This is a genomic window from Micromonospora sp. NPDC049274 (assembly GCF_040678875.1).
Classification (GTDB): domain Bacteria; phylum Actinomycetota; class Actinomycetes; order Mycobacteriales; family Micromonosporaceae; genus Micromonospora.
The window spans coordinates 1-13,121 of record NZ_JBFAQS010000014.1 but is presented as its reverse complement, the minus strand read 5'-3'; the positions used below and the strand labels follow the sequence as shown (position 1 = coordinate 13,121).

Genomic DNA, 13,121 nt, shown 5'->3' with positions numbered 1-13,121 from the left:
ATGGGCGGGGTGGACGACAAGAGCCTCACCGAGAACAGCGCTGGCACCAACCGGACGAGCCTGTGGGGTGGCCGGTTCGCCGGCGGCCCCGCGGAGGCGCTCGCCCGACTGTCGGTGAGCGTGCAGTTCGACTGGCGCCTGGCCCCGTACGACATCGCTGGTTCCCGGGCGCACGCCCGGGTCCTCGCCGGCGCCGGTCTGCTCGACCCGGAGGAGCTGGGTCGGATCCTGGCCGCCCTGGACGACCTGGAGGCGGCCTGTGCCTCGGGGGCGTTCCGGCCCACCGTCGACGACGAGGACGTGCACACGGCGCTGGAGCGGGGTCTCCTGGAGCGCCTGGGCAGCCTCGGCGGCAAGCTGCGCGCCGGCCGGTCCCGCAACGACCAGGTCGCCACCGACCTGCGGCTCTACCTGCGTGACCACGCGCGGGGTGTGGCCAGCCGACTCGTCGAGCTCGCCGAGGCGCTGGTCGAGCAGGCCGAGCGGCACATCGACACCGCCGCGCCCGGCATGACCCACCTCCAGCACGCCCAGCCGGTCACCTTCGGGCACTGGCTGCTCGCCCACGTGCAGCCGCTGCTGCGCGACCTGGAGCGGCTGCGCGACTGGGACCACCGGGCGGCGATCAGCCCGCTCGGCGCGGGCGCGCTCGCCGGTTCCGGGCTTCCGCTGGATCCGGTGGCCGTGGCCAAGGAGCTGGGCTTCCGGACGTCGTTCGCCAACTCGATGGACGCGGTCGCCGACCGGGACTTCGTGGCCGAGTTCCTCTTCACCACCGCGCTGATCGGGGTGCACCTGTCCCGACTCGGCGAGGAGGTGGTGCTCTGGACCTCGCACGAGTTCGGTTGGGTGGAGTTGGACGACGCCTTCGCGACGGGGTCGTCGATCATGCCGCAGAAGAAGAACGCGGACATCGCCGAGCTGGCCCGGGGCAAGTCCGGCCGTCTGGTCGGCGGCCTGATGACGGTGCTGACCATGCTCAAGGGCCTGCCGATGACGTACGACCGGGACATGCAGGAGGACAAGGAGCCCGCGTTCGACGCGGTCGACACCCTGGAGCTGCTGCTGCCGGCCCTGGCGGGGATGATTTCCACGATGACGGTCCGGGTGGACCGCCTCGTCGCCGCCGCCCCGGTCGGATTCTCCCTGGCCACCGAGGTCGCCGACTGGCTGGTCCGGCGCAACGTGCCGTTCCGCGACGCGCACGAGATCACCGGTCGGCTGGTGGCGCTCTGCGCGGTTCGGGAGTGTGAGCTGGAGGACGTCTCCGACGCCGATCTGGCCGCGGTAAGCGAGCACCTCGACCCCTCGGTGCGCGACGTGCTGTCGGTGCGCTCGGCCCTCGCGGCCCGAATTACCCCCGGCTCGACGGGCCCCGGCCCGGTCGCCGACCAGCTCGCCGCCGCGGCGGACCAGCTGGCCGGTTGGCGGGACTGGGCCACCGAGCGGGTCGTACCCCGCTGAGGCCACCGTGGCGTCGGCGCGAGCCGCCGGCGCCACGGTGGTTCAGACCGTCGGGCGCTCCCGCTTGGGGAGCTTCGCCACGACCATGTCGTACGACGCGTCGACCGCCTCGGTCAGCTCCTCGCCGTCGATCCCGCCGTTGAGGCGCAGCGTGTTCCACCCGGACCGGCCGATGTAGGCCATCACCCGGGCGTCGTCGGGGTGGCGGCGCAGCCACTCGTCGGCGATCTCCCGGGTCTGGCCGCACTTGATGCCGACCGTGGGCTTTCCGTCCCCGTTGCCGAGGAACGCGAAGATCCGGCTGCCCACCTTCACCACCTCGTCGCCCTCCCACGGCCGGTCCAGCCAGGCTCCCGGCTTGGCCAGGCAGTACGCCAGCATCTCCGCGCGCTCCATGGGTGCCTCCTCGTCGTGGGCACAGTCTGCCCGCCCGGCCGCCGATCCGCCGGTGCGCGGCCGATCCGCTCCGCCGGTGCCCGGCCATCCGATCCGCCGGTGCCCGGCCGATCCGCTCCGCCGGTGCCCGGCCGATCCGCTCCGCCGGGGTCGCCTGCCGGGTCGCGGCGGGCCAGCCCGGCTCGCACGGTCGTGCGTGATCCTGGATCCCGTGGCCTTGACCGCGGTGCTGCCCCTACTTCCCTGTTTCCGCACGATCTTGCGGGTCGGGCGCTGGCTCGGCCGAGCGAGCGGCGACCCGCTCGTAGCGCTGCCGCGCGGCCTGTGCGCTGCCCAGACCCAGCCCGTACGCGATGGACTGCCAGGTCAGCCCCCGGTCGCGGGCCAGCGTGAGCAGCCCGGCCTCCAGGGCGTCGAGCTCGGCGCGGACGTGCGGCAGCAGGGTCAGCGCGGCGGTGAGGTCGGCGGCGTCCACCGGCTCCTCGGCGGGCTCCCGCTCGGCCCCGCCGGCGGCGAGGGCGGTGACCAGAGCCACCGCCTCCCACGGGTCCAGCACGTACGGGTGGGCCCAGCGGCCCCGCCGGGCGTCGGAGCCGGCGTGCCGCTCACTGATCCGTTGCAGCGCCTCGTGGGTGCGGTGGGCGCGAGCGCGGGCCGGGTCGGGGGCGGTGAACAGCTCCTCGGTCGTCATACCCCGAGCACACCCCATCAACGCAAAGTTGTCAACAATTCGTTCAAGCGGAGTTGCCGATCGCTCGTATCCGACGTTTCCTGAAGCAGTGGACTATTCGTGGTTGCACGCCCCCGCCGCCCAGGTGCCCGAGACGGCGCAGACGCTCCTCGGCTGGGAGATCACGGCCGGCGGCGTCCGGGTCAGGCTGACCGAGGTCGAGGCGTACGCGGGCACCGGGGAGGATCCGGCCTCGCACGCGCACCGGGGCCCGACCCCGCGTACCACAGTCATGTACGGGCCGGCCGGGCACGCCTACACGTATTTCGTGTTCGGCGTGCACTGGTGTCTCAACATCGTGTGCGGCGACGAGGGGGAGGCGGCAGCCGTCCTGCTGCGCGCGGGTGAGGTCATCGAGGGCGTGGACGTCGCCCGCAAACGCAGGGGAGACGTGCCCGACCGTGACCTCGCTCGCGGCCCCGCCCGACTGGTCGTCGCGCTCGGTATCGGCGCGACGGCCAACGGCACGTCCATGCTCGACGGGAACGGCCCGCTGCTGTTGACGCCGCCGACGCGTCCGGTCGCGAAGTCGGCCATCTCCGCAGGACCGCGCGTCGGGGTGGCCGCCGCACACGACGTCCCGTGGCGCTTCTGGATAACCGGCGATCCCACGGTCAGCGCATACCGCCGACACGTGCCGCGTCGCCGCCCTCCTCGAAAGGCCGAAGGGTGACCGGCTAATCGATCAAGTGTTGGAATTCCGCTGGCGTCAACCCTGCTTGGCGGAGGATCGAAGCCAGAGTGCCGCGCTTGATGGTGGCGTGCTGAGGGACCACCACCACGTTTCCGGCAGAGTTCCGGTAGACCGCGTGGCTTCCCTTGATCCGTACTTGATCGAAGCCGGCCTTTCTGAGCCCCGCCAGCACCTTACGCAGCGGAAGATCCGCCAGGGCTGGGCTCATGCCGCCCTTCCCACCTGGAAGGACGTCACCAGGGGGGTGGCTTCGATGGTGGGTTGGGAGACCTCTTCGAGGTAGACCTCGACCGCCTCGCGCAGATTGGTCAGCGCTTCGTCGAGCGTCTCGCCCTGGCTAGCCACCTCCAGCTCCAGGCACCGCGCGACGTACCAGTCGTCTTCCTCGTGCACCGCCGCAGTGAACGTCCGAACCATCGAGGCCCTCCTTGGGAAGGTAACGCCGTCATCCTACGAGTCCGATGGTGTCGAGAGGGGTGCCACACGTCGTCGCCGGCGCACACGGCGTGTGGCCCGCGAGCCTGTCGGGGGGTGTGGCCATAATCACCCCACCTGCCCACCGACGGTTCGGAGGACGTCCATGGCAACGCTGCTCGCGATCGGCACCGCGAAGGGGTTGTTCCTCGCCACCAGCGCCGACGACCGGCGTACCTGGGAGGTCAGCGGCCCGCACCACCCGCAGACCAGCGTGTACGCGGTCGCGCTCGACACCCGCCGTGCCACCCCGCTGCTGCTCGCCGGGGTGACCAGCTCACACTTCGGCCCCAGCGTCGCGACAAGCGACGACCTGGGCGCCTCCTGGGACGAGCCCGACCACGCGCCGGTGGCGTTCCCGTCCGACACCGGCGCGAGCCTGGGGCGGGTCTGGCAACTCATGCCGGCCGGCGCCGACGAGCCGGACGTGGTCTGGGCCGGCACCGAGCCGTCGGCGCTGTTCCGCTCCAGCGACGGTGGCCGCAGCTTCGAGCTGGTTCGCGCCCTCTGGGACCATCCGCACCGCCCGCACTGGCAGGCCGGGTTCGGCGGCCAGGCCGTGCACACCGTGCTGCCCCACCCGCGCGACCCGGCCCGGGTGCTGGTCGCCATGTCCACGGGCGGGGTCTACCGCTCGCAGGACGCCGGGGCGAGTTGGGCACCGGGCAACGTGGGCATCCGCGCCGCCGGCCTGGCCGACGAGTGGCCGGAGTTCGGCCAGTGCGTGCACAAGGTCGCGCGGGACGCCGGCAACCCCGAGCGGCTGTACGCGCAGAACCACTTCGGCGTCTACCGCTCCGACGACGACGGCCGCACCTGGTCGTCGATCGCCGACGGGTTGCCCAGCGACTTCGGCTTCCCGATGGTGTCGCACCCCGCTCGACCCGGGATGGTGTGGACGTTCCCGCTGGTGGCCGACGTCGAACGGTTCCCCGCCGACCACCGCTGCCGGGTGTTCCGCTCCGCCGACGCCGGTGGCAAGTGGGAGCCGCTGTCGGTGGGCCTGCCCGAGGGTCCGTTCTATCCGGCGGTGCTGCGCGACGCGATGTGCGCCGACGACGCCACTCCGGGCGGCGTCTACTTCGGCACCCGCTCCGGCGAGGTCTACGCCAGCCGGGACGAGGGCGACTCCTGGTCGCAGGTGGCCGCGCACCTGCCCGACGTGCTGTGCGTGCGGGCGGCGGTGGTCTGAGTGGTCACCGTGCTGCTGCCCGGCCCGCTGCGCGGCGAGGCCGGTGGCGCGAGTCGGCTCAGTGTCGCCGCGGCCGGCACGCTCGGGGCGGTCCTCGACGAGCTGGCCGCCGATCACCCCCGGCTGGCTCGGCGGATCCGCGACGAGCGTGGCGAGCTGCGCCGCTACGTCAACGTCTACGTCGACGGGGAGGACTGCCGGCACTCCGGCGGGCTGGCCACACCTGTCGGGGAGGACGCCCAGGTGCAGGTGCTGCCCTCGGTCGCCGGGGGCTGATTCCCGGGAGTGACCGGAGCCACTGCCAGATAGGTCGCCGGCGGAATAGTTGACTCGTCAAATAAGTTGTGAGCTGCGTCCGGGTACCACGACGGCACCCGGTTGACACGCGAGGAGCTGGTCATGCAGTTCGGAGTCTTCACCGTCGGTGACGTCACGGTCGATCCGACCACCGGTCGGGAGCCGACCGAGCATGAGCGGATCAAGGCGATGGTCGCCATCGCCCTGAAGGCCGAAGAGGTCGGGCTCGACGTCTTCGCCGCAGGTGAGCACCACAACCCGCCGTTCGTCCCGTCGTCCCCGACCACCATGCTCGGTCACATCGCGGCCCGCACCGAACGGCTGCTGCTGTCCACCGCGACCACGCTGATCACCACCAACGACCCGGTGAAGATCGCCGAGGACTACGCGATGCTCCAGCACCTGTCCGACGGCCGGGTGGACCTGATGATGGGTCGCGGCAACACCGGCCCGGTCTACCCGTGGTTCGGCAAGGACATCCGCGCCGGCATTCCCCTCGCGATCGAGAACTACGACCTGCTGCACCGGCTGTGGCGCGAGGACGTGGTCGACTGGAAGGGCAAGTACCGCACCCCGTTGCAGTCGTTCACCTCGACGCCGCGCCCGCTCGACGGTGTGCCGCCGTTCGTCTGGCACGGCTCGATCCGCAGCCCCGAGATCGCCGAGCAGGCCGCGTACTACGGCGACGGCTTCTTCGCCAACCACATCTTCTGGCCCAAGGAGCACACCCAGCGGATGGTCGGGCTCTACCGCCAGCGGTACGCGCACTACGGCCACGGCTCCGCCGACCAGGCCATCGTCGGCCTCGGCGGCCAGGTGTTCATGCGGCGCAACTCGCAGGACGCGGTCCGGGAGTTCCGGCCGTACTTCGACAACGCCCCGGTCTACGGGCACGGGCCGTCGCTGGAGGAGTTCACCCGGGAGACCCCGTTGACCGTGGGCAGCCCGCAGCAGGTCATCGACCGCACGCTCGGCTTCCGTGAGTACGTCGGCGACTACCAGCGGCAGCTGTTCCTGATGGACCACGCCGGGCTCCCGCTCAAGACGGTGCTGGAGCAGCTCGACCTGCTCGGCGAGGAGGTCGTGCCGGTGCTGCGCAAGGAGTTCGACTCGCTGCGTCCCGCGCACGTGCCGGACGCGCCGACGCACGCCTTCCTGGTAGCCGCCGCGGGTGGCGGCAAGGACAGCACCGTGCACGCCGTCGACGACGTGACGGGCAAGGCGCCGGAGGGGGCGACCCGATGACCCGCCGTACGATCGCCGTGGTCTCGGCGGGGCTGAGCCAGCCCTCGTCCACCCGGCTGCTCGCCGACCAGCTCGCCGGGGCGACCCGCGACGAGCTGGTCCGGCGCGGCGCCGAGGCGGAGCTGCGGGTCGTCGACCTGCGCGAGTACGCCCACGACGTGGTCAACAACATGCTCACCGGTTTCCCGCCGGCCGCGCTGCGCGAGGCCATCGACGCGGTGACCGGGGCGGACGGCATCATCGCCGTGACGCCGATCTTCAACGCGTCGTACAACGGGCTGTTCAAGTCCTTCTTCGACGTGCTGGAGGCCGAGTCGCTCGTCGACCGGCCGGTGCTCATCGGGGCCACCGGCGGCACGGCCCGGCACTCCCTCGCCCTGGAGCACGCCCTCCGCCCGATGTTCAGCTACCTGCGGGCGGTGGTGGTCCCCACCTCGGTCTTCGCCGCCCCGGAGGACTGGTCCGGCGGCACCGTCGACGGCGCCCTGCGCGGCCGCATCCGTCGCGCCGCCGGCGAGTTGGCCGACCAGGTCGAGCGCCGGCTGCCCGCCAGCGGCCCCGCCGACCCGTTCGCCCTCACCACCGACTTCCTGCAGATGCTCGGCGGGGGCGACGACGCTCCGGTCACCTCGGCGGGTCGTACGGGTGCGCGACAAGCACCGGGCAGTGCGCGTGCTGAATCGCAGCCTGGCTGACCGAGCCGAGCAGCAGACCGGTGAATCCGTGCCGGCCCCGGGTGCCCACGACAAGCAGCGACGCCGTGCCGCTCGCCTCGATGAGCCCCCGGGCCGCGCCGGTCGCCCGGATCGGATGCTCCCGCACCGCCAGATCGGGATGCTCGGCCCGGACGAGAGCGGACGCCTCGGCCAACAGCCGCACCGACTGGGCCTGGTACGCGGCCTGCGCCTCCTCGATCTCGTCCGGCAGCGGCCGGTCCCCGTCCAGCGGGCCGACGTGCACGAGCACCAGCGCGACGTCCCGCAGCGCCGCCTCGGCGGCGCCGTAGGCCACCGCCACCCGCGACGACTCGGACCCGTCCACGCCGACCAGCACCGGGGTGTCCAGCTCGATCGGCTGCTCGTCCGGTCGAACCACAAGCACCGGGCAGTGCGCGTGCGCGGCCACCTGCGCGCCGACCGATCCGAGCAGCAGACCGGCGAACCCACCCAACCCGCGGCTGCCAACCACGACGAGATCCGCCCGTCGGGACTCCTCGACCATCGTCGCGCCGGGCCCGCCGGCGACCTGACGGGCCTCCACGGCGAGGCCGGGCCACCGGGCGGCCAGGTCGGCCGCCGTCCGTTCCAGCACCTTCCGCGCCTCCTCCGACGGCCCCGGAACCCCGAGGTCGTACGGGTTGAGGGGCACGCCGTAGCCGAGCGCGTGCAGGTAACCGTGTACCAGGAGCAGCGGCCGGGACCGGAGCAGGGCGGCGCGGGCCGCGTGTTCCGCGGCGACGAGGCTGGACGGCGATCCGTCGACACCCACCACGACAGGTCGGTTCATCGGCCCTCCCAGGGTCGGTCGACTCATTGTCGGCGCCGAGAGGCCGCGGCGGCGGCGAACGCGCCGGTCGGTGCGCGAGCCGGAGGCCCCGACCTGTCACCGGCGAGACGTACCCTCGCCGGATGACCTCCGAAGTGCGACTGCGCCCGGTCCGCGAGGACGACCTCGTCGAGTTCTTCCTGCACCAGCAGGATGCCGAGGCCAACCGGATGGCCGCGTTCGTCGCCAAGGACCCGTCCGATCACCGCGAGTTCGCCCGGCACTGGGCGCGGGTGCTCACCGACCCGGCCAACCGGGTCCGCACCGTCGAGGCCGACGGCGAGGTGGTCGGTTACGTCAGCGCCTTCCCGGTCGACGACCAGACCGAGGTCAGCTACTGGATCGACCCGGCCCGCTGGGGGCGGGGCCACGCCACCGCGGCCCTCGCCGCCCTGCTGCGCGAGCTGCCCAGGCCGGTGCACGCCCGCGCCGCCAAGGACAACGCCGCCTCCCTCGCGGTGCTGCGCAAGTGCGGGTTCGTCGTGGTCGGTGAGGACTCGGGGTACGCCAACGGGCGCGGCGCCGAGGTCGAGGAGTGGCTGCTGGAGCTGCCCGCCGATGTCCCTGAGCTGGGCGGGCACTAGTCTCGCGGGGTGAACTGGTTGGATCTGGTCGGCTGGGCCGGCTCCGCGGTGCTGGTCTGGTCGCTGCTGCAGTCGCGCGTCCTACGGCTGCGCGCGATCAACCTCGTCGGCTGCCTCGTCCTGATCGGCTACAACGCCGCGCTCGAGGTCTGGCCCATGGTCGGGCTCAACATCGTGCTCGCGGTGATCAACATCTGGTACCTGCGCGGCATGCTGGCCACCCGGCACGACGAGCAGACCTACCAGGTGGTCGAGGTCGGCGTCGACGACCAGTTCCTGGCGCACACCCTGCGGGTGCACGCGCCGGACATCGCCCGGTTCAACCCCGACTTCCGCTGGGCGTCGGACACCGCCGAGCGCTCCGCCTTCCTCGTGGTCACGGCCGACGAGGTGGTCGGCGTGGTGCTGTCGCACGCCGAGGCCCGCGGGATCGCCCAGATCGACCTGGACTACGTCACCCCGAAATTCCGGGACTTCACCCCCGGCGAGTTCGTCTACCGGCGTAGCCGCCTCTTCACCGAACGCGGCTTCCACCGCGTCGTGAGCCCACCCGGCATGGTCGCCCCCTACTACCATCGGCTCGGCTTCCGCCCCCAGGGCGACTCGTACGTCCTCGACCTGCCCGCGTCACCGGCAAACGATCCGGCGTAGCGTCGCCCGAGCAGGATTCGGCCGAGGCCGCACGGGGCACAGAAGCGCGTACGCCGGGCGGGCTCGCCGACCGGCGGGCGCCGTGCGTACGGGCCGGTGCCACCACCACGAGGGAGCGAACCGGGCGTGCAGAGCTACGGGAGCCAACTGGCCCTGGTCGGGATCCTGGTCGTCATCAACGCGCTCTTCGCCGGCAGTGAGATGGCGCTGGTGTCACTGCGGGACAGCCAGATCCAGCGGTTGGAACGCACCAGCCGGGCCGGACGGGTGCTGGCCCGCCTCGCCAAGGACCCGAACCGCTTCCTCGCCACCATCCAGATCGGCATCACCCTCGCGGGCTTCCTGGCCTCCGCCGCCGCGGCGGTCTCCCTGGCCAAGCCCCTCGTGCCGCTGCTCGGGATGTTCGGCAACGCCGCCGAGACGGTGGCCATCGTGGTGGTCACCCTCGCGCTGACCTTCGTCACCCTGGTGTTCGGCGAGCTGGCCCCCAAGCGGATCGCCATGCAGTCCGCCGAGCGGTGGGCGCTGCTGGTGGCCCGCCCGCTCGATCTGCTCGCCAGTCTCACCCGCCCCGCCGTCTGGGCCCTCGGCGCCACCAGCGACCTGGTCGTACGCCTGGTCGGGCTCAACCCGAAGCACCAACCGGAGGAGATCGGCCCGGACGAGCTGCGCGACATCGTCGCCGGCAACCACGGCTTCACCAAGGAACAGCGCACGATCATCGCGGGCGCCGTGGAGATCGCCGACCGGCGGTTGCGGGCTGTGCTCGTACCCCGGTTGCAGGTTTTCACTCTCGACAGCGGGACCACCGCGGAGGCCGCGCGGCTCGTGCTGGCCGCCACCGGGCACTCCCGGGCGCCCGTGGTGCGCCACGGCGGCCTGGACGACACCGCGGGTGTGATCCACCTGCGTGACCTGGTCGGCGTGCCCGACGACCGGCCGGTCGACGAGATCGCCCGCCCGCCGATGCTGCTGCCCGACTCGCTGCCGGTGGTGGACGCGCTGCGCCAGTTCAAGGCCGAGCGCCAGCACATCGCTCTTGTCGTCGACGAGCGCGGCGCGGTCGACGGCATCGTGACGCTTGAGGACATCCTGGAGGAGATCGTCGGGGAGATCTACGACGAGACCGACCGGGACGGCTACACGGTGCGCCGCGAGCCGGACGGCGCGATGGTGCTGCCCGGCACCTTCCCGGTGCACGACCTTCCGGACATCGGCGTCGAGCTGCCCTCGCGCCCGGCCGGCGACTACACCACAGTCGCGGGGCTGGTCCTGGCCCGCCTCGGGCACATCCCCACCGTCGCCGGGGAGGACGTCACCCTGGACGGCTGGGTGCTGACGGTGGCCGACATCGACCACCGGGCCATCACCGAGGTACGCCTGAGTCAGCTCCCCACGGACGACGACGCCGACGACAGCGGTGACGGCGCCGGCGAGTCCATCCAGCCGGTGTTGGACGAGGCGCGCAGCTGACCGCTCCCGGCTCAGTCCCGGGAGAGGTTCTGCAGCCGGACCTGACCGCGGGCGACCAGCCGCTGATCGGCGTCGGTGATCTCCACCTGCCAGAGCTGCTGGCTGCGACCCCGGTGCACGGGCGTGCCGACCGCGGTCAGCTCACCGTCCCGAACGGCCCGGAGGAAGTCGGTCTGGTTCGACACCCCGACGACAGTGCCCCGGTCGGCCAGCCAGAGCGACCCTCCGACGCTGGCCGCGGTCTCCACCACCGAGCAGTAGACCCCGCCGTGCTGGATGCCGAACGGCTGGTGCAGCTCCGGTCGGACCTGCCAGCGGATGACCACCCGGTCGGCGGACGTCTCTTCGAACTCCAGGCCGAGCAGGGCGACGAAACCACCCGTCACATCCGGCATCTCCACGGCAGAAACCCTCCTCGATCAGCGGGTCGCCAGCCTAACCGGGGCGGGTTGCGTCAAACCCGGTACGGGTCGGTGCCGGCGATGGGGGAGAATCGGTGACCGTGACCGACAGCAGCCTCCCGCCGCCCGCGCGGGACTCCCTGACCGACGACCTGCTCTGGCGTGGCCTGATCCAGGACTCGACAGGCCTCGACGAGCTGCGCGAGCTGCTCGACAGCGGGAAGGCCACCACCTATTACGTGGGCTTCGACCCGACCGCCCCGAGCCTGCACGTCGGCAACCTCATGCAGGTCCTCATGGCCCGCCGTCTGCAACTCGCCGGCCACCGCCCGTTGCTGCTGGTGGGCGGGGCGACCGGGCAGATCGGTGACCCGAAGGAGAGCGCCGAGCGGACGCTCAACCCGCCCGAGGTGATCGCCGGCTGGGTCGAGCGTATCCGCGAGCAGCTCGCGCCCTTCGTGTCGTACTCCGGTGAGAACGCGGCGCAGCTGGTCAACAACCTCGACTGGACCGGCGAGATGTCGATCGTCGAGTTCCTCCGCGACGTCGGCAAGCACTTCCCGGTCAACAAGATGCTGGCCCGGGAGGTGGTGCGCGCCCGGCTGGAGACGGGCATCAGCTTCACCGAGTTCAGTTACCAGCTGTTGCAGGGCAACGACTTCTTCGAGCTGCACCGCCGGCACGGCTGCCAGCTCCAGTTCGGCGGGTCCGACCAGTGGGGCAACATCACCGCCGGCGTGGACTACGTCCGGCGGCGCGGTGCGGGGCCGGTGCAGGCGTTCACCACCCCGCTGGTCACGAAGGCCGACGGCACGAAGTTCGGCAAGAGCGAGGGGGGTGCCGTCTGGCTCGACCCCACGATGACCAGCCCGTACGCCTTCTACCAGTTCTGGCTCAACGTCGACGATCGAGAAGTCGACCGCTACCTGCGGTACTTCAGCTTCCGCTCCCGGGACGAGCTGGAGGAGCTGGCGAAGGCCACGGCCGAGCGACCTGCGGCCCGGCTGGCCCAGCGGGCGCTGGCCGAGGAGTTGACCACGCTGGTGCACGGCGCCGAGGAGACCCGGCAGGCGATCGCCGCCAGCCAGGCGCTGTTCGGGCGTGGTTCGCTCCACGAGCTGGCGCCGGAGACCCTGCGCGCGGCACTTACCGAGGCCGGGCTGGTGCGTATCCCGGGCGAGCTGCCGGACGTGGCGGGCCTCCTGCGGGACTCCGGGCTGGTGACGGGCCTCAAGGAGGCGCGGCGCGTGATCGCCGAGGGTGGCGCGTACGTGAACAACGACCGGGTGACCGAGGTCGACGCCACGGTGTCGAAGGACGACCTGCTGCACGGTCGGTACCTGGTGCTGCGTCGGGGAAAGCGCTCGTTCGCGGGCGTTGAGCTGGACGAATAGGCGGTTGTCGACGATGTGACGGGGGACGCGTCCGGCGAATTTGACGATCATCGGGCCGGACGCGTAACTTTCTCTCTGCCAGCGCGGAACGGACGAAACAGGCGAAAGCCTGAAGCGGCCGGAGCGCGGCGACGACCTCGGGGTCGGGCGGGTTCGCCGGCCGGATCCCGCGACCGGGTGGTGCCCACGGAAACGCCGCGAGGCGGATTTGGTGCGGCGAAACCGACCGGGTAAGGTAGTCAGTCGGTAGGGAAACGGGCGAGCAAGCGGGAAACCGTTGCGGCCGGCCTGCCGCAACCGTGACGAGAGCGGCGCGAGCCGGTCGAGACATGGTGCCCGCAACACGGAAGAAAGCACGACGAACCGCGAAACACCGGTTTGACACGGCAGAAACCAGCGGGTAACGTAGTAAAAGTGCCTGGCGCTGGAAAGCGCTGAGCACGCAGAACGAAAAGCCCCGAAACGGGGTTCCACTGATGTGGGGCTTCTGATCGGTGTGTGGTTGTTCTTTGAGAACTCAACAGGGTGCTTGTAAAGCCAGTGCCAATTATGATTTATACCCCGGACTGGTCGGGCCTTCG

Annotated in this window: 16 protein-coding genes; 10 read left to right on the top strand and 6 right to left on the bottom strand. The window is 71.6% G+C overall.

The window, feature by feature from the left end:
* The gene (gene argH, locus AB0K10_RS23820; protein ID WP_363687107.1) at positions 1 to 1,464 is read left to right on the top strand and encodes an argininosuccinate lyase; all 1,464 of its coding nucleotides are present in this window, start codon (positions 1 to 3) and stop codon (positions 1,462 to 1,464) included.
* A gap of 42 nt (positions 1,465 to 1,506) precedes the next feature.
* Here argH and AB0K10_RS23815 read toward each other — a convergent pair whose 3' ends face one another.
* Together AB0K10_RS23815 and AB0K10_RS23810 are read right to left on the bottom strand one after the other, a co-directional pair.
* Positions 1,507 to 1,860 carry an MmcQ/YjbR family DNA-binding protein gene (locus AB0K10_RS23815; RefSeq protein WP_363686826.1) on the bottom strand — a complete coding sequence of 118 codons (354 nt, stop codon included), beginning with the start codon at positions 1,858 to 1,860 and terminating at the stop codon, positions 1,507 to 1,509.
* Positions 1,861 to 2,095: 235 nt separating this feature from the next.
* Entirely contained in the window at positions 2,096 to 2,551 is a 456-nt protein-coding gene (locus AB0K10_RS23810) for a DNA-binding protein (RefSeq protein ID WP_363686824.1), read from the bottom strand.
* Positions 2,552 to 2,639: 88 nt separating this feature from the next.
* Between AB0K10_RS23810 and AB0K10_RS23805 the strand changes: the two genes are divergently transcribed.
* Complete coding sequence (locus AB0K10_RS23805) at positions 2,640 to 3,263, top strand: DNA-3-methyladenine glycosylase (RefSeq protein ID WP_363686822.1); 624 nt, start codon at positions 2,640 to 2,642, stop codon at positions 3,261 to 3,263.
* A 4-nt stretch (positions 3,264 to 3,267) separates the two neighbouring features.
* On the opposite strand, the gene AB0K10_RS23800 is transcribed toward AB0K10_RS23805, so the two are convergent.
* Together AB0K10_RS23800 and AB0K10_RS23795 are read right to left on the bottom strand one after the other, a co-directional pair.
* Positions 3,268 to 3,492: a type II toxin-antitoxin system HicA family toxin gene (locus tag AB0K10_RS23800; protein WP_363686820.1), complete on the bottom strand. Its 225-nt coding sequence runs from the start codon at positions 3,490 to 3,492 to the stop codon at positions 3,268 to 3,270.
* Positions 3,489 to 3,701, bottom strand: coding sequence for a type II toxin-antitoxin system HicB family antitoxin (locus AB0K10_RS23795; RefSeq protein ID WP_363686818.1), 213 nt, complete (start codon positions 3,699 to 3,701; stop codon positions 3,489 to 3,491). Before AB0K10_RS23795 ends, AB0K10_RS23800 begins: the two co-directional genes overlap by 4 nt.
* Before the next feature lie 163 nt (positions 3,702 to 3,864).
* On the opposite strand from AB0K10_RS23795, the gene AB0K10_RS23790 reads away from it, so the two are divergent.
* The 4 genes from AB0K10_RS23790 (at position 3,865) to AB0K10_RS23775 (ending at position 7,187) form a co-directional block, all read left to right on the top strand.
* Positions 3,865 to 4,950, top strand: coding sequence for an exo-alpha-sialidase (locus tag AB0K10_RS23790; protein WP_363686816.1), 1,086 nt, complete (start codon positions 3,865 to 3,867; stop codon positions 4,948 to 4,950).
* Positions 4,951 to 5,226 carry a ubiquitin-like small modifier protein 1 gene (locus tag AB0K10_RS23785; RefSeq protein WP_363686814.1) on the top strand — a complete coding sequence of 92 codons (276 nt, stop codon included), beginning with the start codon at positions 4,951 to 4,953 and terminating at the stop codon, positions 5,224 to 5,226. It begins immediately after the preceding gene.
* Between the two features lie 123 nt (positions 5,227 to 5,349).
* Complete coding sequence (locus AB0K10_RS23780; RefSeq protein WP_363686812.1) at positions 5,350 to 6,492, top strand: LLM class flavin-dependent oxidoreductase; 1,143 nt, start codon at positions 5,350 to 5,352, stop codon at positions 6,490 to 6,492.
* Positions 6,489 to 7,187, top strand: coding sequence for an FMN reductase (locus AB0K10_RS23775; protein WP_363686810.1), 699 nt, complete (start codon positions 6,489 to 6,491; stop codon positions 7,185 to 7,187). Before AB0K10_RS23780 ends, AB0K10_RS23775 begins: the two co-directional genes overlap by 4 nt.
* On the opposite strand, the gene AB0K10_RS23770 is transcribed toward AB0K10_RS23775, so the two are convergent.
* On the bottom strand, positions 7,117 to 7,998 hold the full coding sequence (locus AB0K10_RS23770) for a universal stress protein (RefSeq protein ID WP_363686808.1): 882 nt from the start codon (positions 7,996 to 7,998) through the stop codon (positions 7,117 to 7,119). The genes AB0K10_RS23775 and AB0K10_RS23770 overlap by 71 nt on opposite strands.
* 122 nt (positions 7,999 to 8,120) lie before the next feature.
* Here AB0K10_RS23770 and AB0K10_RS23765 point away from each other — a divergent pair, with 122 nt between their 5' ends.
* The 3 genes from AB0K10_RS23765 to AB0K10_RS23755 all read left to right on the top strand — a co-directional run bounded on the left by AB0K10_RS23765 (position 8,121) and on the right by AB0K10_RS23755 (position 10,745).
* Positions 8,121 to 8,621, top strand: a complete 501-nt coding sequence (locus AB0K10_RS23765) for a GNAT family N-acetyltransferase (protein WP_363686806.1) — start codon at positions 8,121 to 8,123, stop codon at positions 8,619 to 8,621.
* A gap of 9 nt (positions 8,622 to 8,630) precedes the next feature.
* Complete coding sequence (locus tag AB0K10_RS23760; RefSeq protein ID WP_363686804.1) at positions 8,631 to 9,272, top strand: hypothetical protein; 642 nt, start codon at positions 8,631 to 8,633, stop codon at positions 9,270 to 9,272.
* Positions 9,273 to 9,398: 126 nt separating this feature from the next.
* Positions 9,399 to 10,745: a hemolysin family protein gene (locus AB0K10_RS23755; RefSeq protein ID WP_363686802.1), complete on the top strand. Its 1,347-nt coding sequence runs from the start codon at positions 9,399 to 9,401 to the stop codon at positions 10,743 to 10,745.
* An 11-nt stretch (positions 10,746 to 10,756) separates the two neighbouring features.
* Here AB0K10_RS23755 and AB0K10_RS23750 read toward each other — a convergent pair whose 3' ends face one another.
* Positions 10,757 to 11,140, bottom strand: coding sequence for a PaaI family thioesterase (locus AB0K10_RS23750; RefSeq protein ID WP_363687105.1), 384 nt, complete (start codon positions 11,138 to 11,140; stop codon positions 10,757 to 10,759).
* 107 nt (positions 11,141 to 11,247) lie between these two features.
* Between AB0K10_RS23750 and tyrS the strand changes: the two genes are divergently transcribed.
* Positions 11,248 to 12,540: a tyrosine--tRNA ligase gene (gene tyrS, locus AB0K10_RS23745; protein WP_363687103.1), complete on the top strand. Its 1,293-nt coding sequence runs from the start codon at positions 11,248 to 11,250 to the stop codon at positions 12,538 to 12,540.
* Positions 12,541 to 13,121: the final 581 nt, after the last annotated feature.